We start from the raw sequence: 18,754 nt of genomic DNA on the forward strand, positions 1-18,754 counted from the left end.
CAACCGCCAGGCCAGCAGCTATGCCTCCACCGCCACCCGGCTGGACGCCCGCCGCCTCCAACTGCCACGCTGACCCAGTCCAGGGTGCGCTCCACCGCCCGCTTCCAGTTCGCGTAGCCCTCCGCCCGCTGCTCCTCGCTCCACTGCGGCTCCCAGCGCTTCGACTCCTGCCAGTGTTCGCGCAACTCGGCCTGGTCCTGCCAGAATCCGGTGGCCAGCCCGGCCGCGTAGGCGGCACCGAGCGCGGTTGTCTCGGCGACGACCGGACGGCTCACGGGTACGCCGAGAACATCGGCCTGGATCTGCATGCAGAGGTCGTTGGCCGTGACCCCGCCGTCGACCTTGAGCACGTCGAGATGGACGCCGGAGTCCTGTTCCATCGCCTCCACCACGTCCCGGCTCTGGTAGCAGATGGCCTCCAGTGTGGCCCTCGCCAGATGGCCGTTGGTGTTGTACCGGGCCAGGCCGACGATGGCACCCCGGGCGTCCGAGCGCCAGTACGGGGCGAAGAGACCCGAGAAGGCCGGCACGAAGTACATCCCGCCGTTGTCCTGAACCGTCCGGGCGAGGTGTTCGCTCTCGCTCGCGTTCGTGATGATCTTCATCTGGTCCCGCAGCCACTGCACCGCGGATCCGGTGACCGCGATGGAGCCCTCCAGGGCGTAGACCGGCGGACTCTGCCCGAACCGGTACGCGACGGTGGTGAGCAGACCATGCTTGGAACGGATCAGTTCCGTGCCGGTGTTGAGCACGAGGAAGTTGCCGGTGCCGTACGTGTTCTTGGCCTCGCCCGGCTCGAAGCACACCTGCCCCACCGTGGCCGCCTGCTGGTCGCCGAGCACTCCGGTGATCGGGATCGCAGCGCGCAGCGGCCGGGACGTGCGCGTGCGGCCGTACGCCTCCGCGTCGGAGGAGGGCCGGATGGCCGGCAGCATCGCCCGGGGGACGCCGAAGATGTCCAGCAACTCGTCGTCCCAGTCGAGTGTCTCCAGGTTCATCAGCATCGTCCGGCTGGCGTTGGTCACATCGGTGGCGTGGATCCCGCCGTCGGGGCCGCCGGTGAGGTTCCACAACACCCAGCAGTCCGTGTTCCCGAACACGGCGTGTCCCTGCTCCGCGGCCGCGCGGACCCCTTCGACATTGTCGAGAATCCACTTGATCTTCCCGCCGGAGAAGTAGGTGGCAGGAGGGAGACCGGACTTGCGCCGGATGACCTCGCCGTACCCTTTGCTCTCCAGGGCCTTGGCGATCGAGTCGGTGCGGGTGTCCTGCCACACGATGGCATTGCAGTACGGCCGGCCGGTGCGGGGATCCCAGACGACCGTCGTCTCGCGCTGGTTGGTGATCCCGATGGCGTCGAGATCCGTGCCGCTCAGGCCTCCGTTGCGCAGGGCGGTCTGCATCACCGAGTTGGTGCGTTCCCAGATCTCCACCGGATCGTGCTCCACCCAGCCCGACCGGGGCAGGATCTGCTCGTGCTCCAATTGGTGTCTGGCCACCTCGTTTCCGCCGTGATCGAAGATCATGAAGCGGCTGCTGGTGGTGCCTTGGTCCACTGCGCCGATGAAGTCCGCCATGGCATGCTGCCTCTCCTGAGTCCGGGCTCGGTGATGGGAATGGACGTCACTTCTCCGGGAGTACGGGGATGGTGCCCTCCGGCTCCTCTTCCGCCGAGGGCAGGAAGCGGCCGATGAAGGTTTTGTAGACGAACGCTCCCACCAGGCCGCCGAGGAACGGGCCCACGATCGGCACCCAGAAGTAGAAGTTTCCGTACTGGTCCCGCCATGCCCCTCCGTAGCCGGTGAGGAAACTCGCGAGCCGGGGGCCGAAGTCACGGGCAGGGTTGATCGCGTACCCCGCGTTGGTCCCGAACGCCATGCCGATGGCCACCACGATGAGGCCCACGATGAACGGGCTGAGATTGACGCCCGGCGGGGTGTTGAGGAGATCGGTGACCGCGAAGATCAGCAGTACGAGAATGGCGGTGCCGATGACCTGGTCCCGGAACGCTCCCCATTCGTGGACGGGCAGTGCGGGGTTTCCGTTGGCGGGCAGGGTGGAGAACACGGTCTGTGTCTTGATCGTGTGTCCGGGGTCCGCCTTGGCCAGCGCCTCCGTGTAGTTCCAGCGCACCAGCAGTGCCGCGACGAACGCCCCCGCGAGTTGGGCGAGGGAATAGGGCGCCACCTTCTTCCAGGGGAAGTCCTTGAACGCGGCGAGCGAGAGAGTCACGGCGGGATTGAGATGGGCTCCGCTCAGTCTGGCCGCCACATAGACGCCCAGGGTTACTCCGAGACCCCAGGCCCAGGCGATGCTGTCGTGATCTCCGAGGCCGCCCGGCGGATCGGTGAGCGCGCCACCGGCCACGACCTGGGCCACGACTCCGCAGCCGAAGAGGATCAGAATCATCGTGCCGAGAAACTCCGCCGAGACTTCCCCGACGATTCCGGACTTCTTGAGCCGCTCCATGGGGATCTCGCTTCCTGTCGATCAACGGCTCCTGGCGGCATGGATGCAGGTATGAGCGTAAACGGCGGGAATTGGTTCCGCATGCGGTGGTGGACGCGCCGTTTCCGTGCGTTCGGGGGCGGCGTCCCGCGCGGTCTCAGTCGACGTCGACCTGGTCGAAGAGATCCAGCATCCTGCCGAGCACCCGCACGCAGGCCGTCACATCGGCGTCGGTCAGATCCCCTTCCACCTGGCGCAGCAGGGACTGCTCGCGAGTCAGGGCCGCGGTGATCGCGGCCCTGCCGCCCTCGGTCAGCCGGACCAGGGGCGACCGCTGGTGGGCGGGATTGGGGACGATCTCGACCAGTTGCCCGGCCGCGGCGTCGTTGACCATGCGCTGCACGAACTGTCGGCTCAGCGCCTGTGCCCGGCCCATCTGCGGGACCGTCATCGGGCCGTGCTCGCGCAGCAGGTCCAGTACGGCACGCACTCCCACGGACAGGCCCTCGATCGGGGCGGCCTGCTCCACCTTGCGCTGCACACGCCGGTAGAGCGGGCCGACCAGGGCGAAGACCTCCGTGAGCCGGTGGGCCAGTTCCTCGGGTGCCAGGGGCGGATCGGTGTCGGTCATACGGTCATCATGACACCTTGGTTGTCAATATGGGAAGAAGATGTCACCTTGGTTGTCATGACTGCTGCCTCCGAGCTGAAATCCTTCGAGACCGACGACGGCCGCCTCGTCTACCGCGACACCGGGGAAGGCCCGCTGCTGGTGCTGCTGCACGGCGGATTCCTGGACCACAGGATGTGGGACGACCAGGTGCCGGAGCTCGCGCGGGGTCACCGCGTGATCGTGCCGGACGCCCGCGGGCACGGCGGATCGTCCAACGCGAGCAAGCCCTTCCGCCACGCGGATGACCTGGCCGCCCTGCTGCGCCGGCTCGACGCCGGCCCCGCGGTCCTGGTCGGAGTGTCGATGGGCGGGGCCACCGCGCTCGACACCGCACTCGAACACCCCGATCTGGTACGCGCGTTGGTCGTCAGCGGGGCGGGGACGAGCGAGCCCGAGTTCCATGACCCCTGGTCCCGCCGGGTCCTGGCCGAGCAGGCCCGCTCCCTGGCCGCCGGTGACGTCCCGGGCTGGATCGACGCCTTCATGCTCTTCGCGGCGGGACCGCACCGCACACTCGACGAAGTCGACGGCGCCGTTGTACGACGCGTGCGCGCGATGACCGAGCGGACGCTGGCCAAGCACACCGCGGACGAACCCGACCGGCTCGTGCCGGTCCCCGGCACCTGGGCGCGGGCGGCGCAGATCGGTGTCCCGGTGCTGACCGTCACGGGCGGCATCGATTCCGACGCCCACCTCGCCATGGCCCGGCGCCTCGCACGGACGGTCGCCGACGGCCGCGAGGCAAGCGTCGAAGGGGCGGCGCACTATCCCAACATGGAACGGCCGGATGCCTTCGGCGAGATCCTCGGGAGTTTCCTGACGGACGTGTTCGCCCAGGAGGACGGCGCCGTGTGACGCGTGCCCCCTGGGCTCAGCGCACGGCGGCCACCGTGCCATCGGTCTCCGCGGTTCCCTGTGCCGGGGCGTCGCGGAGGCCGAGGCGCAGGTGCTCCACGTGGAAGAGGGCCTGGTCGAGGAGTTCGGCCACGTGGTTGTCGTACAGCGCGTAGACCACCGAGCGGCCCCGGCGCTCGCCGGTGACGAGGCCGAGGTTGCGCAGCAGCCTCAACTGGTGGGAGCAGGCGGACTGCTCCATGCCGACCGCCTCGGCGAGCTCCGTCGTGGGGCAGGGGCCCTCCTGGAGCCGGGCGAGGATGCGGAGCCGGGACGGGGTGGCGAGGGCCTGGAGGGTGGACGCCACATCGGTGGCCCCCACCGCGTCGAGGCGCTCGCGCGCGGTGGCAGCGGTACTCGCATCAGCTCCGTGGCCCATGCTCTCATCCTACGGAGATGTATACATGAATGCATGTTCATGTGATCCTGTATGGTGCGAAGACCTAACCACTCCGCCTTCTCGCATGAAGGATCGCCACCCCATGTCTTCCACCGTCATCCGCCCGGCCCCGCCCACCGGCCCGGTCCGGGACGTGGCCGAGCGGCGCACCCGGATCCTGGCTCTTGCGGAGGCCCGCTGGGCCGCGGCCGCGCTGGTGCTGTTCCTGATCGCGTTGCCCCTGCACCTGCTCGGCGCCCCGTGGTGGGCGTGGGGCCCGCTGTACGCGCTCACCTACCTCGCCGGCGGCTGGGAGCCGGGCCGCGAAGGGCTGCGGGCGCTCGGAGAGAAGAGACTGGACGTCGACCTGCTGATGGTCGTCGCGGCTCTCGGCGCGGCAGCGATCGGGCAGGTGCTGGACGGTGCCCTGCTGATCGTCATCTTCGCCACCTCGGGTGCTCTGGAGGCATTCGCCACCGCACGCACGGCGGACTCGGTACGCGGACTGCTCGACCTCGCACCCGCCACGGCCACTCGAGTCGGCGCGGCGGATGCCGAAGAGACCGTGCCCACCGAGGAGCTGACGGTCGGGGACGTGATCCTGGTACGTCCCGGCGAGCGCGTCGGGGCCGACGGACGGGTCCTCGACGGGGCGAGCGAGGTGGACCAGGCGACCATCACGGGCGAGCCGCTGCCGATGCCCAAGGAGCCCGGCGACGAGGTCTTCGCGGGAACCCTGAACGGCACCGGGGTGCTGCGGGTGGTCGTGGAGCGCGACCCGGCCGACTCGGTGATCGCCCGGATCGTCGCCATGGTCGAGGAGGCCTCCGCGACGAAGGCCCCCACCCAGCTCTTCATCGAGAAGGTCGAACAGCGGTACTCGATCGGCATGGTGGCCGCCACCATCGCCCTGTTCGCCCTGCCCCTGGCCTTCGGCGCGGCACTTCAGCCGACACTGCTCCGGGCGATGACCTTCATGATCGTCGCATCGCCGTGCGCCGTGGTCCTGGCCACGATGCCGCCACTCCTGTCCGCCATCGCCAATGCCGGACGGCACGGGGTACTCATCAAGTCAGCCGTGGTGATGGAGCGCCTCGGCCAGGTCGACGCCGTGGCGCTCGACAAGACCGGCACCCTGACCGAGGGCACCCCGCGTGTCACCGACATCCGTCCACTCGCGTCCTCGGGCCTGACCGCGGACGCCCTGCTCACCCTCGCGGCCGCGGCCGAGCACCCCAGCGAACACCCCCTCGCACGCGCCGTCACCGAAGCCGCCCGGACCCGCGGTCTCACCCTGCCCCCGGTGGAGGATTTCGGCTCCACCCCGGGCATCGGCGTCACCGCCACCGTGGACGGCCGAAGGGTCGCCGTCGGCAGCCCGGCCCGCCTGCACGACGCCCGGACCGGCGCCGACGGGGCGGCCGCCGAGCTCGCCGCCCGGCTGGAGGAGGACGGCCGCACCGCCGCACTGGTCGTCCTCGACGGCACGCCCGTCGGAGTCCTGGGCATCGCCGACCGGCTGCGCACCGACGCCCGGACCACCGTCGCCCGCCTCGCCGAACTCACGGGCACCACACCGATGCTGCTCACCGGGGACAACCCGCGCGCCACCGCCTGCCTGGGCGCCGAAGCAGGGATCGTCGACATCCGGTCCGGACTGCTGCCGCAGGACAAGGTGCACGCGGTCAAGGAACTGGAGAGCGCCGGGCGGAAGGTGCTCGTGGTCGGCGACGGCGTGAACGACGCCCCGGCACTGGCCGCGGCCCACACGGGTATCGCCATGGGCAGGGCCGGCTCCGACCTCGCCCTGGAGACCGCCGATGCCGTGGTCGTCCGCGACGAACTCGCCACCGTCCCCACCGCCGTGGCGCTCTCGCGCCGTTGCCGCCGTCTCGTGGTGCAGAACCTGGTGATCGCGGCCGTCTTCATCACCGGCCTCGTCGTCTGGGACCTGGCCGGCACGCTGCCGCTCCCGCTGGGCGTCGCCGGGCACGAGGGTTCCACCGTGATCGTCGGCCTCAACGGTCTGCGCCTGCTGCGCGACGCCGCCTGGACGCAGGCCGGCGGCGACGGCTGAGCAGGCCACCGGGCAGCCGGCTCAGCCGCCGTGGCCCGCTTCGGGCGTCAGGCCCCGCTGGCCGGCGGCGAGTCCCCGAGCCTGCGGCGCGTCCTGATCGACATGATCGAGGAGTACGCCCGCCGCGCCCGCCACGACGGCCTCGTCCGGGAGTCGGTGGAACGTCTCGTCGGCGAGGACCCGCCGCGGTGATACCTCGCCCGCCGACCTGCCGCCTCCGGTGCACAGAACGGGGCGCTCCTCATCGGAAACCCGGAGGGGGTATCGTCGGGCCCGCACCGTACGACCCGTACGACCGAGCATTCGAGGCAGCCGTGGATCGCGGACGGACACGCACACCGGGAATGTCCCGGCTGCTCGTGATGTGTGCCGTCCTGTGCGGACTGTTCCTCATGCACGGCGCGCCGGCGAGCGCCGCGGAGGGCTGTCACGACGCGATGGCCATGAGCGCGGCCGCGCCCGCTTCCCTGACGACGGCTGACGGCCACATTGCCGTGCGGGGCGGGCACGGCCCCGCAGACGTGGCTGCCGTCGTGCCCGCGACGAACGGGGAGTCGTGCGTATTCACCCATGCCCGTGACCGGGTGCTGCCGCTGCTGATGGCGCTGGGCCTGGTGCTGCTGGCCGTCGGGGTGCTCGCCGGGCACCGCACGGCCGTACGCGGACCGGCCCGGCGGGGACCGCCGTTCGCCGGCAGGGATCTGCTGCTCCAGGTGTGCGTCGCGCGGACGTGACAGGAATCCGCCGGTCCCCGGTCCTTCGGGCCCGGAGGACCGGCCGGACGGTCCTGTCCCTTTCGCGCGCCATGGATGTGGCGCGTCCACCTGGAAAGAAACCCGTGATGTCCGCCTCCCTGTCCTTCGCCGCCCGCCGCCGCACGCTCGCGGCCGGCACCGTAGCCGCCCTCGCCCTGACACTGGCGGCCTGCGGCTCCTCCGACGGCTCGAAGTCCGACGGCTCGTCCATGCCCGGCATGAACCACGGCTCGGCCGGCGCCTCCGCACCGGCCACCCCCGGCGGCACGTTCAACGACACGGACGTGAAGTTCGCGCAGCAGATGATTCCGCACCACCAGCAGGCCGTCGAGATGGCGAAGCTGGCCGACGGCCGCGCCGCCGACCCCGAGATCAAGAAGCTGGCCACCGCGATCGAGAAGGCCCAGGACCCCGAGATCGACACGATGAAGGGCTGGCTGACCGCGTGGGGCAAGCCGCTGCCCTCGGACTCGTCCTCGATGGGTGACATGCCGGGGATGGACCATGGCCCGGACGGTTCGGGAATGCCCGGAATGATGTCCGACAAGGACATGAGCGCCCTGACGGCCGCCAAGGGCAAGGATTTCGACAAGAAGTTCGCCCAGCTGATGATCGGCCACCACCAGGGTGCGGTCACCATGGCCGAGGAGGAGCAGAAGAACGGCGACAACGCCGGGGCGAAGAAGCTCGCCGGTGCCGTCGTCACCGCTCAGACCGCCGAGATCGAGCAGATGAACAAGATCATCGACAGGCTCTGATCGCAGCGCAGGTGCGGGCCCTCGCACGACCGTCCGGATGGAATCGTGCGAGGGCCCGCACCCCTCGGCCTCTCGTTCGGATCAGACCGGGCTCGCCTGCTCCGGTGCCGCGAGAAGATCGCCCACCTCCTGAGCGGTGGTTTCCCGGAGCTCCTCCCCGACCAGCAACCACCGGGTGATGCCGACCGATTCGAGGAAGGGCAGATCGTGACTGGCGATCAGGAGCGCCCCTTCGTAGGACTCGAGCGCACCGGTCAGCTGCCGCACACTGGCGATGTCGAGATTGTTGGTCGGCTCGTCCATCATCAGCAGTTGCGGCGCCGGCGCGGCGAGCATCGTCGCCGCGAGGGCGGCACGGAAGCGCTCCCCGCCCGAGAGCGTGCCCGCCGGTTGCTCCGCGCGCTTGCCCTGGAAGAGGAAGCGCGCGAGCTGGGCGCGGATGTGGTTGTCGGTGACCCCGGGGGCCATCCGGGCCACGTTCGCCGTGACGCTCAGCTCCTCGTCCAGTACGTCGAGCCGTTGCGGAAGGAACCGCGTCGGTACGAAGGTCCTGGCCTCGCCGGACAAGGGAGCCGACTGGCCGGTGAGGGTACGCAGCAGCGTCGTCTTCCCTGCGCCGTTGCGACCGACGAGCGCGATCCGCTCGGGCCCCCGTACCTGGAGGCTGCCCTCGCGCAGCTTCCCGAACCGGGGGCGCAGCTCGTGCAGGGTCAGCACGGTGCGTCCGGCGGGCACCGCTGTGCGGGGAAGGCTCACGCGGATCTCGGCATCGTCGCGAATGGCCTCCGCGGCCTCCTCGCGGCGCTGGCGCGCCTCGCTGAGCCGCTCCTCGTGGACGCCGCGAAGCTTGCCCGCCGACTCCTGCGCGGCCCGCTTGCGGCGGCCGGCCAGGATCTTCGGGAGGCCCCCTTCGGCCTCGATCTTCCTCCCGTTCCGCTGGCGTCGGGCCAGCTTCATCCGGGTCTCCTCCAGTTCGCGTTTCTGGCGCCGCAGATCGGCCTCCGCGGCCCGCAACGTCCGCCCGGCGGCCTCCTGTTCGGCGGCCACGGCTTCCTGGTACGCGGACCAGCCACCGCCGTACCAGTTCACCGATCCGGCGCGCAGTTCGGCGATGCGGTCCACGCGCTCCAGCAGTTCGCGGTCGTGGCTGACCACGACCAGTACGCCCGAGCGCCAGGAGTCGACGGCCTCGTAGAGCCTCCGGCGGGCGAACACATCGAGGTTGTTGGTGGGCTCGTCCAGGAGCAGCACGTCGGGACGGTCCAGCAGCAGCGCGGCCAGGCGCAGCAGGACGGTCTCGCCGCCGGACAACTGTCCCACTGTGCGGTCCAGTTCGATGTCCCCGAGTCCGAGTTGGCCCAGGGTCGCCAGGGCCCGTTCCTCGACGTCCCAGTCGTCGCCGATCGTCTCGAAGTGCTTTTCGTCGACATCCCCGGCCTCGATGGCGCGCAGCGCCTCGCGCCGCTCGGCGATGCCCAGGGCCCGGTCCACCCGCAGTGTTGTGTCGAGGGTGATGTCCTGCGGAAGATGGGCGAGGCTGCCGCCGACGGTCACCGAACCCTGGGCGGGCAGGAGTTCACCGGCGAGCAGCCGCAGCAGTGTGGACTTGCCCGCGCCGTTGGTGCCGACGAGGCCGACGCGGCCCCGGCCGATGGCGAACGAGAGCGCGTCGAAGACGGTCGTGCCGTCCGGCAGGCGGAAGGACAGGGCCGAGCAGGTGAGGGAAGCGCCGGGGGTGGTGGGTGTCGCCATGGTGTTCCTCGCATTCGCAAGCGTGGTGAGTGGGGGCTTCGTATGCGAGCACCACGCGGCGACCGGGCAGCAGAGGAAGGTGCGGCGGTCCTGAGATCGAGGGACGGCTCATGCACCGAGGTCGCATCCACGCGGGGTCACGGGCAGTGCGGAGCACTGCTACGGCGTGACGGGCGTACGGGCGGAGCCGTACGGCGTGATGTTCGCGAACCTCAGATGCGCAACGTCCACCTCTATCGGAGACAACAGGACGTCCACACCGTAACGGCGCGGAGGAAGGGATGGCAATGCCTCCAGGCGCCGGGCAAGGACGGTGTCGTGAATCACTCGCGCCGACACGCGTGCCCCATTAGGGGCGATTTGAGCGAATTGTTAATTTTTTGGCGCGAGGCGAAACGCACCTTTTGTGAATTCGTGGCGCGAGTCACGTTCGAGCCCCTCGGTGTCGTGTCACGCGATTCGGATCCCTTTCCGCGCAAGGGGGGACAGCTGCTCGATGTGAGGTGGATTACCGCAATTCCGGTGACTCGATCTTGTAAGTGAATTGCATGTGGAAATTGGGGGCTTGTCCCTTTCGGTTCCTCTCGCCTACGGTCACCGTCAATCCGGACGGAACGCCGAATCCTGCCGCCGCCCGGCAATCCGACCCACTCGTGTACGGCAGGAGCGGGGGACCCAGGTAAGCCGCCATTCCGGTATCCGGAACGGCTCGGGGTGAAGCCGCGTTCGTGCGCGGCCGGGCATCTCCAGCCCGAACCCGACAGCTCACCTCGCAGGCGACGGAGAGGAATCCACCATGTCCGCAACGGGTACGTACCGTCGTCGCAACTCCACCTCGCTGAGCCGGGGCTTCATAGCCGTGGGAACGGGTGCAGCCGCCCTCCTGATGCCGTTGCTCGGCGCCACCACCGCCTCGGCGGCGCCGACGCAGTCCGTCTCTGCCGCGGCGCCTGCCGCGAAGGCCGCGACATACACCAACGATCTGGACGGCTGGATCAAGGAGTCGCTGGCCGTCATGGCCAAGCACGGCATCCCCGGCAGCTACGACGGCATCCACCGCAACGTGATGCGCGAGTCCTCCGGCAACCCCCGGGCCATCAACAACTGGGACTCGAACGCCGCCGCCGGAACGCCGTCCAAGGGTCTCCTCCAGGTCATCGATCCGACCTTCCGCGCCTACCACGTGCCCGGTACGGCGATGGACGCCTACGACCCCGTTGCCAACATCACCGCGGCGTGCAACTACGCGGCCCACAAGTACGGCTCCATCGACAACGTCTTCGGGGCGTACTGAGGTACGGAACCCAGCCTCGGGGACGACCAGTTCGTTGCCGTCGCGGTGCAGGACGGCAACGAACCGGGTCGCCGCGGCGCTGCGCAGTGCCTGACCGTCGCGGCGCAGGCGTCTCGTGTACCCGGCCGTCCGTGCCGGACCTTCACTCCGGGGTGTGCTCCGTCGGCTTCGCCCGTCCTGAGCGCGGCATTACGGGAACGGTCGCCGCCTTCCCGGCCCGGACTGCCTGCACCACCATGTCGTGCAGGCGACGACTTTCCTCCTCCGAACAGCACACAACGGGACTGCCCGACATGGTGAACCAGTCGATCGCGCCGCTGTACTGCACAGTCACCTGGGCCGTGTCATCCGCCCAGGTCGTGTGAACCGTCAGATCCCCGGACAGGACACCGACCTCCTCCGTCAGCACACCACCGTGCCCGGAGAACACACCGCAAGTCGTCCATGACGCCCAAGCCATGACTCCAGGCTGGCATCAACACCGTGGATGCGCGACCCGCAGGCCCCGCGCCCCGGCCGCGCCGCCCGGTGCGCCCCGCCGGTGCGGGAGGCCGCCCCGTCTTCCGGATGCTGGATACGGGCGAGACTTTCCACCGTCCCGGGCTGCGGTTCCCGCAGCACCCCCCGATCCCGGGCCATGACGCGTTGTTAACGCCAAACCGTCGGATTCGGCCATCTGGACAACGAATTCCGGAGGTAAATGCCTCTTGACCTGCGGAACGCGTCGGGATTGCATATCGCGCTGGGAGCGCCGAAACCACTCACCACGTGATCGGAAATCGCACGATGACCGACACGCTCAGCGCTCGCCCCAGCGACCGGCCCCACTCCACAGAAGCTCAAGCGTTCCATCGGCGTCTTGGGCGGCACACTGCTCACGCTCTCGTGCGTGACGCCCGCCTCGCCCCTCTTCGTGGTCGTACCGGACCTGTTCTCCAGCCTCGGCACGTTACACCTCCATCGCCATCGGCTCGCTGCTCTGCATCGTGGTCGCCTTCTGCTACTCGGAGCTGGGGACGCTCATCCCCAGCTCCGGCGGAAAGTACGGCATGGTGTCGACCACGGCGGGGCGGCTCGCCGGGAGACCCGCCGGCTGGTCCGCATTCCGGAGGACGCGTGGCCCTGACCCTCCCCGGACGTGTTCCGCACTCGGTGTCCGGCCCGTCGGTGAAGCGCATCCGTCGACGGGCGAAGACACTCTCGATGCCCTCACAGTGGAGTGAGGACGTCGTCGGAACACGGGGAGTCGTGGCGGAATGAGTGTCCAGCGGGTCGGAGTCGTCGTGCACACGGGCCGTCCCGAAGCCGTCGTCGCGTCGGGAGTCGTGCGCGACTGGTGCGCCCGCGAAGGAATCCCTTGCACGGACATCGACGTGTGGCGCGACGACGAACGCAGACGCGGCGGACGCGAGGAGGCCGATGTCGCGGGCAACCCCGACCTCATCGTGACGCTCGGCGGCGACGGGACGTTCCTGCGCGGCGCCAGGATCGCCGCCAAGAACGACGGCGCCGTCCTCGGGATCGACCTGGGCCGCGTCGGTTTCCTCACCGAGGTGCCCGCCGAGGACGTGGTCCGGGCGCTCGACGCCGTCCACCGTGGCCGGGCGGAGGTCGAGGAGCGCATGACCCTGACCATGAGAGCCTCCCGCGTACTCGAAGTGCCACCGGACATCGACGCCCTGATGGGCTACGGACAGCGCCCCATGCTGCCGCCTCCCCAGATCGCCCTCGACGAGGAGGCCGCGGCGGAGGGCTGGGGCGTGGCACTGGACGTCACCGCACTCAATGACGTCGTCGTGGAGAAGCTCGCCCGCGACCGGCAGGTGAGCCTCGGTGTCTACATCGGCGGCCGGCTCCTCGCCTCGTACTCCGCCGACGCGGTCATCATGGCCACTCCCACCGGCTCGACCGCCTACAGCTTCGCCGCAGGCGGCCCGGTGGTCTCGCCGCGCATGGACGCCGTCCTCTTCACGCCCGTGGCGGCACACATGACCTTCGACCGCACCGTGGTCGCAGCGGCCGACGAACCGATCGCCGTGCGCGTCCTGCCGCACTCGGGACAGGGGGCCGTGACCATCGACGGCCAACTGCGCGGCGTACTGGCCGCCGGGGACTGGCTCGGTGTGTACGCGGCACCGCGCCGTCTGCGGGTCATCAGGCTCGGCCCGAACGACTTCTACGGACGGCTGCGCACCCGCCTCCGCCTCACGGACGCCCCGGCCACGGCGGCCGACGGCGAGAGCGCACCGCTCTTCCGCCCCGACGGACCGGTCCCGCACGACCTGGCCCATCTCCATCTCTCCCCGACGGTCAGGGACCAGGGTCTTTCGCGCGGATCAGGTCCCGCGAGCCCGGCATGATCCAAACGAAGGACCCCAGGCGCCCGGTGTCCGACCGCGCCGGGGGAGTGCCGGGTGCACCCCGGCTTCCGTCGGCCAACCGGGGCCGCAAGGCCGAAATTCCGTACGACAAAGGAGTTCTCATGCCCGACAGCGCCGGTCTCCCCGCCTTCGCCGCCCTGCCGGTTCCCGACACCGCACTGGCCTCGGCGGCAACCCAGTTGGTGCGTGACACGACCGACGACCTGATCTACCACCACTCCCGCCGCGTCTACTTCTTCGGCGGGCTCCGGGGACGCCACGGCGGGCTGAGCTTCGACCCGGAGCTGCTCTACGTCGCGGCTATGTTCCACGATCTCGGCCTCCACGAGGAATTCCGCGACAGCGGGCGCCGGTTCGAGGTGGACAGCGCCGACGAAGCACGGCGATTCCTGCAGGGCCACGGGGTGCCCGAGGACAGCGTCCGGCGCGTCTGGACGGCCATCGCACTCCACACCACGCCGGGAATCCCGTCGTTCATGGAACCCGAGGTCGCACTGGTGACGGCCGGCGTGGAGTACGACGTGCTGGGGATCGGGTTCGACGAGATCAGCGAGGCGGACCGGGCGGCGATCGTCGCCCTTCATCCCCGCCCCGACTTCAAGCGGCGCATTCTCAGGGCCTTCACGGAAGGAATCAGAACCAAACCGGACACCACGTTCGGCAATGTGAAGGCCGATGTCCTGCAGCGTTACGTGCACGGGTTCGAGCGGGGCAACTTCGTGGACACCATCCTGGATTCCGCCTGGCCCGAGTGACGGGAACGAGCAGGCCTCGCGACCTGGTGGAGACGGCACCCGTCGTTATAGTTGGCACCTGCAGGAAAGTGACGGTGCAGAGGCGGGCCGTGCGGGATCAGCGAGTTCGGCCGCGGCCACGCCGCGCCCTTCGCCCCTCTCGCCGTTCCTCCGCCACCCACGGAAGGGCCACGCGATGCCGGCCGTCCTTGTCCTGCTGCTCTCCGGGACCTGGCTGCTCTCCGGCGCCCTGGTCACCGGAACCGATCCGCTCATCGTCGCCGTGGGCCGGACCGCCGTGTGCTGCGCGGTGCTCACCGCCGTCGCCGCCTCCACCGCGGACGGCCGGGCCGACCTGCGCCGGGCCAGCGCCAGGCCGGGCACCGTATGGCTGCTGGGCCTGCTCGGATTCGCCGGGTACGCAGCCGGGACCCTGCTCGCCATCCCGCGCATCGGGACCTCGCTCACCAATCTCGTCGTCGCACTGATGCCGTGTGCCTCGGTGGCCGTCGGCACGTTGTTCTTCGCAGAGCGGTCCGGGCCGCGCAAGGCAGTGGGGGCGGTGCTGGCCTGCGCGGCGGCCGCCGGATACGCGGCGCTCGGCGCGGACACGGGTGATGCGGACGCGGCGGGGCTGCTGCTCGTGGCGGCGGCGACCGTGGCCTTCGCCGTGTACGGATTCCTGTACCGGGAGCGGCTTTCGGGGCTGCCGCCGCTCGCCGTACTGCCCGTGCTGCTCGCGGCCGCCACCTGTCTGCTGCTCCCGATGGCCCTGCCCGCGCTGATCGCGCATCCGCCGACCCCGGCTGCGACCGGGGGCATCCTCGTGCTGGGCGCAGCCGTCTACGCACCCGCCTATCTCGTGCAGCACCGCCTCATCCTGGTCCGCGGCCCGGTCTTCACGGCCGCTGTGCAGCTGGCCGTTCCCTTCACCGTCCGACTGGGAGACTGGGCGCTGGACAACGCGCCCGCGCCTTCTCCCACCGAGCTGCTGCTCCTCGCGGTGTGCTGCGGCGGGATCGCGCTCGTCACCGTCCAGCCGCAGCCCCGACTCGCCGCCGCCGAATGACCGCGGGACCGCCGGGGGCCGGACCGGCTCAGGTCCCGGGCTGCCCCCCGGCCGTCGTCGCGCCGACCACCAGCGGGCACGGCAGGGCGTGCGTCGGACGATCCCCCTGTCCGGGGCAGGGGCCACCCCGGGCAGCGGACGTCGTGCGGACGCGCATCGGGCTCAGAAGGTGGCGTTCGAGCAGGCGTAGAACGCGTTGCCGGTGTCGGCGATCGTCCCGACGCCGAGAACCAGATGCGAGGGGGCGTCACCGGCACGGTGGGCCGGTCGACAAAGCGGGCGTAGGCTGGCAAAAACGCCTGCACACCGCGCGCGAGCGATGGAGGCGGCCATGACCGACCCGCACGGCTTCCTCAAGTTCCCCCGCCGGCCCGTCCCGGCACGGCCGGTCCAGGAACGGCTGCGCGACTGGAACGAGGTCTACGCGGGACAGTCGCGACTCCCCCTCGTGTCCGAGCAGGCCGGGCGCTGCATGGACTGCGGGATCCCGTTCTGCCACAGCGGCTGCCCACTGGGAAACCTCATCCCCGAGTGGAACGCCTACGCCGGACGGGCCGACTGGCGGGCCGCGGCCGAGCGACTGCACGCTACGAACAACTTCCCGGAATTCACCGGCCGACTGTGCCCGGCACCGTGCGAGGACGCCTGCGTGCTGACCATCAATGCCGACCCGGTGACCATAAAGAACGTCGAGCAGGCCATCGCCGACCAGATCTGGGAACGCGGGTACGCCTCACCTGAGCCGCCCGAGCGGCTCAGCGGGAAGACCGTCGCCGTCGTCGGCTCCGGCCCCGCAGGCCTGGCCGCGGCACAGCAACTCACGAGAATCGGCCATACCGTCGCCGTCTACGAGCGCGCCGACCGCATCGGCGGACTACTCCGCTACGGCATCCCCGAGTTCAAGATGGAGAAGCGCCATCTGGACCGCCGCATCGAGCAGATGCGGGCAGAGGGAACCAAATTCCGCACCGGGGTGGACATCGGCAACGACCTCGATGCCGCCGAGCTCACCGAACGGCACGATGCGGTCGTGATCGCGGTCGGCGCGCGAGGGCAGCGGGAACTGCCCGTCCCCGGTCGTGAGCTGTGCGGTATCCACCAGGCCATGGACTATCTGACCCTGGCCAACCGCGTCACCGAGGGCGACTGCGAGGCCCCCGCCGTCACTGCCGAGGGCAAGCACGTGGTGATCGTCGGGGGAGGGGACACCGGCTCGGACTGCATGGGGACAGCACTGCGCCAAGGGGCCGCCTCCGTGGTGCAGTTGGACATCAATCCGGAGCCCGGCGACACCCGGCGGGAGTGCGAGCCCTGGCCCGTGTATCCGAAGGTCTACCGGATATCCCATGCCCACGATGAAGCCCGGGGGCAGGAGGGTACGGATCCGCGGATCTTTGCCTCGGCCACTCTCCGTTTCGAGGGTGACCGGTTCGGGCGGGTGCGGGCGCTGCGCCTCGCGGAAGTGGAACCCGAGGGCAGAAGGCCCCGCCCGGAGACCGAGCGGGGCATACCGGCGGACCTGGTGCTGATCGCCCTCGGCTTCTACGGCCCCGAACACGGCACGGGCCTGACGAGACAGCTCGGACTCGCACTGGACAACCGGGGAAACTTCGCCCGGAACGCCGGTTTCAGGGCCGAGACGACGGAGCCGGCAGGGCGGGCGCCCCGCACCCGGACGGATGGGATCTTCATCGCCGGAGACGCTGGGCGAGGCCAGTCCCTGGTGGTGTGGGCCATCGCGGAGGGGCGGTCCGCAGCTGCCGCGACGGACCGCTACCTGAGCGGTTCCACGGTGCTCCCGGCCCCGATCACACCCGAGGACCGGCCACTGGCGGCCTGAGCGAGTGGTTGCGGGCTCCCGCAGAAGGCCTTCAGGGCGTGTTCAGGGCCGCCGCATGCGGTTCGTCGAGGCTTTCTCGTGGCGCCCCCGTTTCGCCGAGGCGGCGCCCCCGTTCCCGCCGGGGCGGCCGGTGCGACGCGGCACAGCGGAACGGAGCGGCGGTATCGGCGCCGAGTCGGCGAGGGCCCGGAAGAAGGCGGTTCGGGCCGGCCGATCTCCTTGAACACGTCATCGAGACGGGGTGCTCAGTGGACGCCTCGGACGGCTGCCCCCGCCGCAGCCGGTGCAGCTCGCGCTGTGCCGGTGCTCCTTGTCGTTCCTTTCTTTTCCTGGAGCGGCGCCCGGAGGAATCAGAGGAGGCTTATTGGTGTGACTAGTAATTAATATTCACGGTAGACGGGGGCGGCTCGGGTGTCGGTCCCTATTCTTGTCATGGCAGCCGCCAGGTATCGCGACGAGGCTTGAATTCGACGGTTGAGGTCGCCGGGTAGGGAAGAATTAGTGGAGCGGGCTCCTGGCGACGGCAGCTGGGGTCCGCGGGGCCCACGAGACGGCTCGCACCACACTTCATCCCACATTCCTCGCACGTGACAGGTGGCGTCCGGCGCCCCGGTCCCGTGCGTCCGCAGGTAGCCATCAGTTTCTCTTTCACGGACCGTGCGCTTCGCTGTGCGCGTTTCCGTGCTGGTCCCTTTCGTGAAGGTGCTTGAGTGGAAAGTTGTGAGCCGTTGCCCGGCGGTGATCCGGAGGTGAATTCCGGTCGGGTTCGGAGGCAGGGGGTGCCGATGCCCTCCGTGCGCGCTGTCGTGCGTGTATCGGCGTACCCGCTGCTGCTGGCAGGTACGGTTTCGGTGGCTGCGGCAGCGTTGAGTCTCGACTGGGATCCCGACCGTGTGAGCCCGATCTTCCTGCTCGGCGTCATTTTCTATCTCACGGCGCTCGAACGCTTGATTCCGCACCGGCGGTCCTGGCACCCGAACGCCAGTGAGTGGCGTTGGTACGGCATATATTTTCTGCTGACGATGGTGGCCAGTGCCGTTGCGCAATATCTGGTCTCCACGGTTGTCTCCGCGGTGTCGCCGAGTGAACCGGCAATCAGTCTCTGGATGGAAATACCCGCAGCTCTGTTGACCGGTTCACTCGCCAGTTATCTGGTGCACAGACTCGGTCACACCAATGCGATACTGTGGCGCGTGCACGGTGTGCACCATGTGCCGGAAAAGGTCAACGTCGCCAATAACGGCGTCAACCACGTACTCGACATCTTGCTTGCGCAGGGAACGGTTCAGTTGGCTCTGGCCCTGGTCGGTTTCTCCCGTGGCTCGGTGCTTGTCGTGGGCCTTTTCGTGGCTGCCCAGGGCTATTTCGTCCACGCCAACATCGACGTGCGCATCGGCCGGCTCAACCATGTGCTCGCCAGCCCCGAGCAGCACCGCCTGCACCACAGCACCGAACTGTCCGAGGCGGGTCACTACGGCTCGGACCTGTCCATCTGGGACCACTTCTTCGGCAGTTACACCTGGCGGCCCGGCCGTGAACCGGTCGCGGTCGGCCTGGGCGACCCCGCGTCCTTCCCTCGTACCGGGGAGATCGTTTCCAGCCTTCTCCACCCCTTGCGCCGTGCGAAGGGGCCCGGGACCGGTTCTGCCTGAACTGCCTTTTCATATGCCGTGCCGCGGCGCCACGACTTGAGGAGTACA

Annotated in this window: 17 protein-coding genes, 1 pseudogene and 1 riboswitch; of the genes and pseudogenes, 12 read left to right on the forward strand and 6 right to left on the reverse strand. The window is 69.6% G+C overall.

From position 1 onward, the window contains the following. The 3 genes from glpK to ACWCQ6_RS23515 all read right to left on the reverse strand — a co-directional run. Window positions 1–1,577 (reverse strand): glycerol kinase GlpK (glpK, locus tag ACWCQ6_RS23505; RefSeq protein ID WP_451092172.1); only part of this gene is annotated, 1,577 nt, incomplete at its 3' end. A 46-nt stretch (window positions 1,578–1,623) separates the two neighbouring features. After that, a complete protein-coding gene (locus ACWCQ6_RS23510) occupies window positions 1,624–2,469 on the reverse strand; it encodes an MIP/aquaporin family protein (protein ID WP_451092174.1) in 846 nt (281 codons plus the stop codon). Between the two features lie 136 nt (window positions 2,470–2,605). Then, window positions 2,606–3,079: a MarR family winged helix-turn-helix transcriptional regulator gene (locus tag ACWCQ6_RS23515; protein ID WP_451092176.1), complete on the reverse strand. Its 474-nt coding sequence runs from the start codon at window positions 3,077–3,079 to the stop codon at window positions 2,606–2,608. Between the two features lie 57 nt (window positions 3,080–3,136). On the opposite strand from ACWCQ6_RS23515, the gene ACWCQ6_RS23520 reads away from it, so the two are divergent. Beyond that, window positions 3,137–3,976, forward strand: a complete 840-nt coding sequence (locus ACWCQ6_RS23520) for an alpha/beta fold hydrolase (RefSeq protein ID WP_451092178.1) — start codon at window positions 3,137–3,139, stop codon at window positions 3,974–3,976. 16 nt (window positions 3,977–3,992) lie between these two features. Here the strand turns inward: ACWCQ6_RS23520 and ACWCQ6_RS23525 are convergent, their stop codons facing one another. Continuing rightward, complete coding sequence (locus ACWCQ6_RS23525; protein WP_451092180.1) at window positions 3,993–4,394, reverse strand: ArsR/SmtB family transcription factor; 402 nt, start codon at window positions 4,392–4,394, stop codon at window positions 3,993–3,995. A gap of 103 nt (window positions 4,395–4,497) precedes the next feature. Between ACWCQ6_RS23525 and ACWCQ6_RS23530 the strand changes: the two genes are divergently transcribed. The 4 genes from ACWCQ6_RS23530 (at window position 4,498) to ACWCQ6_RS23545 (ending at window position 7,984) form a co-directional block, all read left to right on the forward strand. Further along, complete coding sequence (locus tag ACWCQ6_RS23530; protein ID WP_451092182.1) at window positions 4,498–6,471, forward strand: heavy metal translocating P-type ATPase; 1,974 nt, start codon at window positions 4,498–4,500, stop codon at window positions 6,469–6,471. Between the two features lie 30 nt (window positions 6,472–6,501). Next, window positions 6,502–6,663 (forward strand): hypothetical protein, encoded by a 162-nt coding sequence (locus tag ACWCQ6_RS23535; RefSeq protein WP_451092184.1) that lies wholly within the window; start codon window positions 6,502–6,504, stop codon window positions 6,661–6,663. 152 nt (window positions 6,664–6,815) lie between these two features. Further along, window positions 6,816–7,205 (forward strand): hypothetical protein, encoded by a 390-nt coding sequence (locus ACWCQ6_RS23540; protein WP_451092186.1) that lies wholly within the window; start codon window positions 6,816–6,818, stop codon window positions 7,203–7,205. A gap of 107 nt (window positions 7,206–7,312) precedes the next feature. Beyond that, window positions 7,313–7,984, forward strand: coding sequence for a DUF305 domain-containing protein (locus tag ACWCQ6_RS23545; protein ID WP_451092188.1), 672 nt, complete (start codon window positions 7,313–7,315; stop codon window positions 7,982–7,984). 81 nt (window positions 7,985–8,065) lie between these two features. Here the strand turns inward: ACWCQ6_RS23545 and ACWCQ6_RS23550 are convergent, their stop codons facing one another. After that, window positions 8,066–9,736, reverse strand: a complete 1,671-nt coding sequence (locus tag ACWCQ6_RS23550) for an ATP-binding cassette domain-containing protein (RefSeq protein ID WP_451092190.1) — start codon at window positions 9,734–9,736, stop codon at window positions 8,066–8,068. A 605-nt stretch (window positions 9,737–10,341) separates the two neighbouring features. After that, a riboswitch (cyclic di-AMP (ydaO/yuaA leader) is annotated at window positions 10,342–10,530 on the forward strand. Window positions 10,531–10,532: 2 nt separating this feature from the next. On the opposite strand from ACWCQ6_RS23550, the gene ACWCQ6_RS23555 reads away from it, so the two are divergent. Then, entirely contained in the window at window positions 10,533–11,030 is a 498-nt protein-coding gene (locus ACWCQ6_RS23555; RefSeq protein ID WP_451092192.1) for a transglycosylase SLT domain-containing protein, read from the forward strand. A gap of 142 nt (window positions 11,031–11,172) precedes the next feature. On the opposite strand, the gene ACWCQ6_RS23560 is transcribed toward ACWCQ6_RS23555, so the two are convergent. Beyond that, window positions 11,173–11,490: a hypothetical protein gene (locus ACWCQ6_RS23560; RefSeq protein ID WP_451092194.1), complete on the reverse strand. Its 318-nt coding sequence runs from the start codon at window positions 11,488–11,490 to the stop codon at window positions 11,173–11,175. Between the two features lie 360 nt (window positions 11,491–11,850). Between ACWCQ6_RS23560 and ACWCQ6_RS23565 the strand changes: the two are divergent. The 6 genes and pseudogenes from ACWCQ6_RS23565 to ACWCQ6_RS23590 all read left to right on the forward strand — a co-directional run. Further along, window positions 11,851–12,112, forward strand: a pseudogene (locus ACWCQ6_RS23565) (amino acid permease); the annotation flags it as partial. 174 nt (window positions 12,113–12,286) lie between these two features. Next, on the forward strand, window positions 12,287–13,390 hold the full coding sequence (locus ACWCQ6_RS23570) for an NAD(+)/NADH kinase (protein ID WP_451092196.1): 1,104 nt from the start codon (window positions 12,287–12,289) through the stop codon (window positions 13,388–13,390). A gap of 122 nt (window positions 13,391–13,512) precedes the next feature. Next, window positions 13,513–14,166, forward strand: a complete 654-nt coding sequence (locus ACWCQ6_RS23575) for an HD domain-containing protein (protein WP_451092198.1) — start codon at window positions 13,513–13,515, stop codon at window positions 14,164–14,166. A gap of 175 nt (window positions 14,167–14,341) precedes the next feature. After that, a complete protein-coding gene (locus ACWCQ6_RS23580; protein WP_451092200.1) occupies window positions 14,342–15,214 on the forward strand; it encodes an EamA family transporter in 873 nt (290 codons plus the stop codon). A 331-nt stretch (window positions 15,215–15,545) separates the two neighbouring features. Then, window positions 15,546–17,054 carry a glutamate synthase subunit beta gene (locus tag ACWCQ6_RS23585; RefSeq protein WP_451092202.1) on the forward strand — a complete coding sequence of 503 codons (1,509 nt, stop codon included), beginning with the start codon at window positions 15,546–15,548 and terminating at the stop codon, window positions 17,052–17,054. A gap of 785 nt (window positions 17,055–17,839) precedes the next feature. Further along, on the forward strand, window positions 17,840–18,706 hold the full coding sequence (locus tag ACWCQ6_RS23590) for a sterol desaturase family protein (protein ID WP_451092204.1): 867 nt from the start codon (window positions 17,840–17,842) through the stop codon (window positions 18,704–18,706). Window positions 18,707–18,754: the final 48 nt, after the last annotated feature.

It is taken from the genome of Streptomyces sp. NPDC001880 (assembly GCF_053594575.1).

What these genes read in the sequence shown, in the direction of transcription:
- ACWCQ6_RS23510 (WP_451092174.1), bottom strand. Translation starts at nt 2,469, where the DNA reads ATGGAGCGGCTCAAGAAGTCCGGAATCGTCGGGGAAGTCTCGGCGGAG.
- ACWCQ6_RS23515 (WP_451092176.1), bottom strand. Translation starts at nt 3,079, where the DNA reads ATGACCGACACCGATCCGCCCCTGGCACCCGAGGAACTGGCCCACCGG.
- ACWCQ6_RS23520 (WP_451092178.1), top strand. Translation starts at nt 3,137, where the DNA reads ATGACTGCTGCCTCCGAGCTGAAATCCTTCGAGACCGACGACGGCCGC.
- ACWCQ6_RS23525 (WP_451092180.1), bottom strand. Translation starts at nt 4,394, where the DNA reads ATGGGCCACGGAGCTGATGCGAGTACCGCTGCCACCGCGCGCGAGCGC.
- ACWCQ6_RS23530 (WP_451092182.1), top strand. Translation starts at nt 4,498, where the DNA reads ATGTCTTCCACCGTCATCCGCCCGGCCCCGCCCACCGGCCCGGTCCGG.
- ACWCQ6_RS23540 (WP_451092186.1), top strand. Translation starts at nt 6,816, where the DNA reads ATGTCCCGGCTGCTCGTGATGTGTGCCGTCCTGTGCGGACTGTTCCTC.
- ACWCQ6_RS23545 (WP_451092188.1), top strand. Translation starts at nt 7,313, where the DNA reads ATGTCCGCCTCCCTGTCCTTCGCCGCCCGCCGCCGCACGCTCGCGGCC.
- ACWCQ6_RS23550 (WP_451092190.1), bottom strand. Translation starts at nt 9,736, where the DNA reads ATGGCGACACCCACCACCCCCGGCGCTTCCCTCACCTGCTCGGCCCTG.
- ACWCQ6_RS23555 (WP_451092192.1), top strand. Translation starts at nt 10,533, where the DNA reads ATGTCCGCAACGGGTACGTACCGTCGTCGCAACTCCACCTCGCTGAGC.
- ACWCQ6_RS23560 (WP_451092194.1), bottom strand. Translation starts at nt 11,490, where the DNA reads ATGGCTTGGGCGTCATGGACGACTTGCGGTGTGTTCTCCGGGCACGGT.
- ACWCQ6_RS23570 (WP_451092196.1), top strand. Translation starts at nt 12,287, where the DNA reads ATGAGTGTCCAGCGGGTCGGAGTCGTCGTGCACACGGGCCGTCCCGAA.
- ACWCQ6_RS23575 (WP_451092198.1), top strand. Translation starts at nt 13,513, where the DNA reads ATGCCCGACAGCGCCGGTCTCCCCGCCTTCGCCGCCCTGCCGGTTCCC.
- ACWCQ6_RS23580 (WP_451092200.1), top strand. Translation starts at nt 14,342, where the DNA reads ATGCCGGCCGTCCTTGTCCTGCTGCTCTCCGGGACCTGGCTGCTCTCC.
- ACWCQ6_RS23585 (WP_451092202.1), top strand. Translation starts at nt 15,546, where the DNA reads ATGACCGACCCGCACGGCTTCCTCAAGTTCCCCCGCCGGCCCGTCCCG.
- ACWCQ6_RS23590 (WP_451092204.1), top strand. Translation starts at nt 17,840, where the DNA reads ATGCCCTCCGTGCGCGCTGTCGTGCGTGTATCGGCGTACCCGCTGCTG.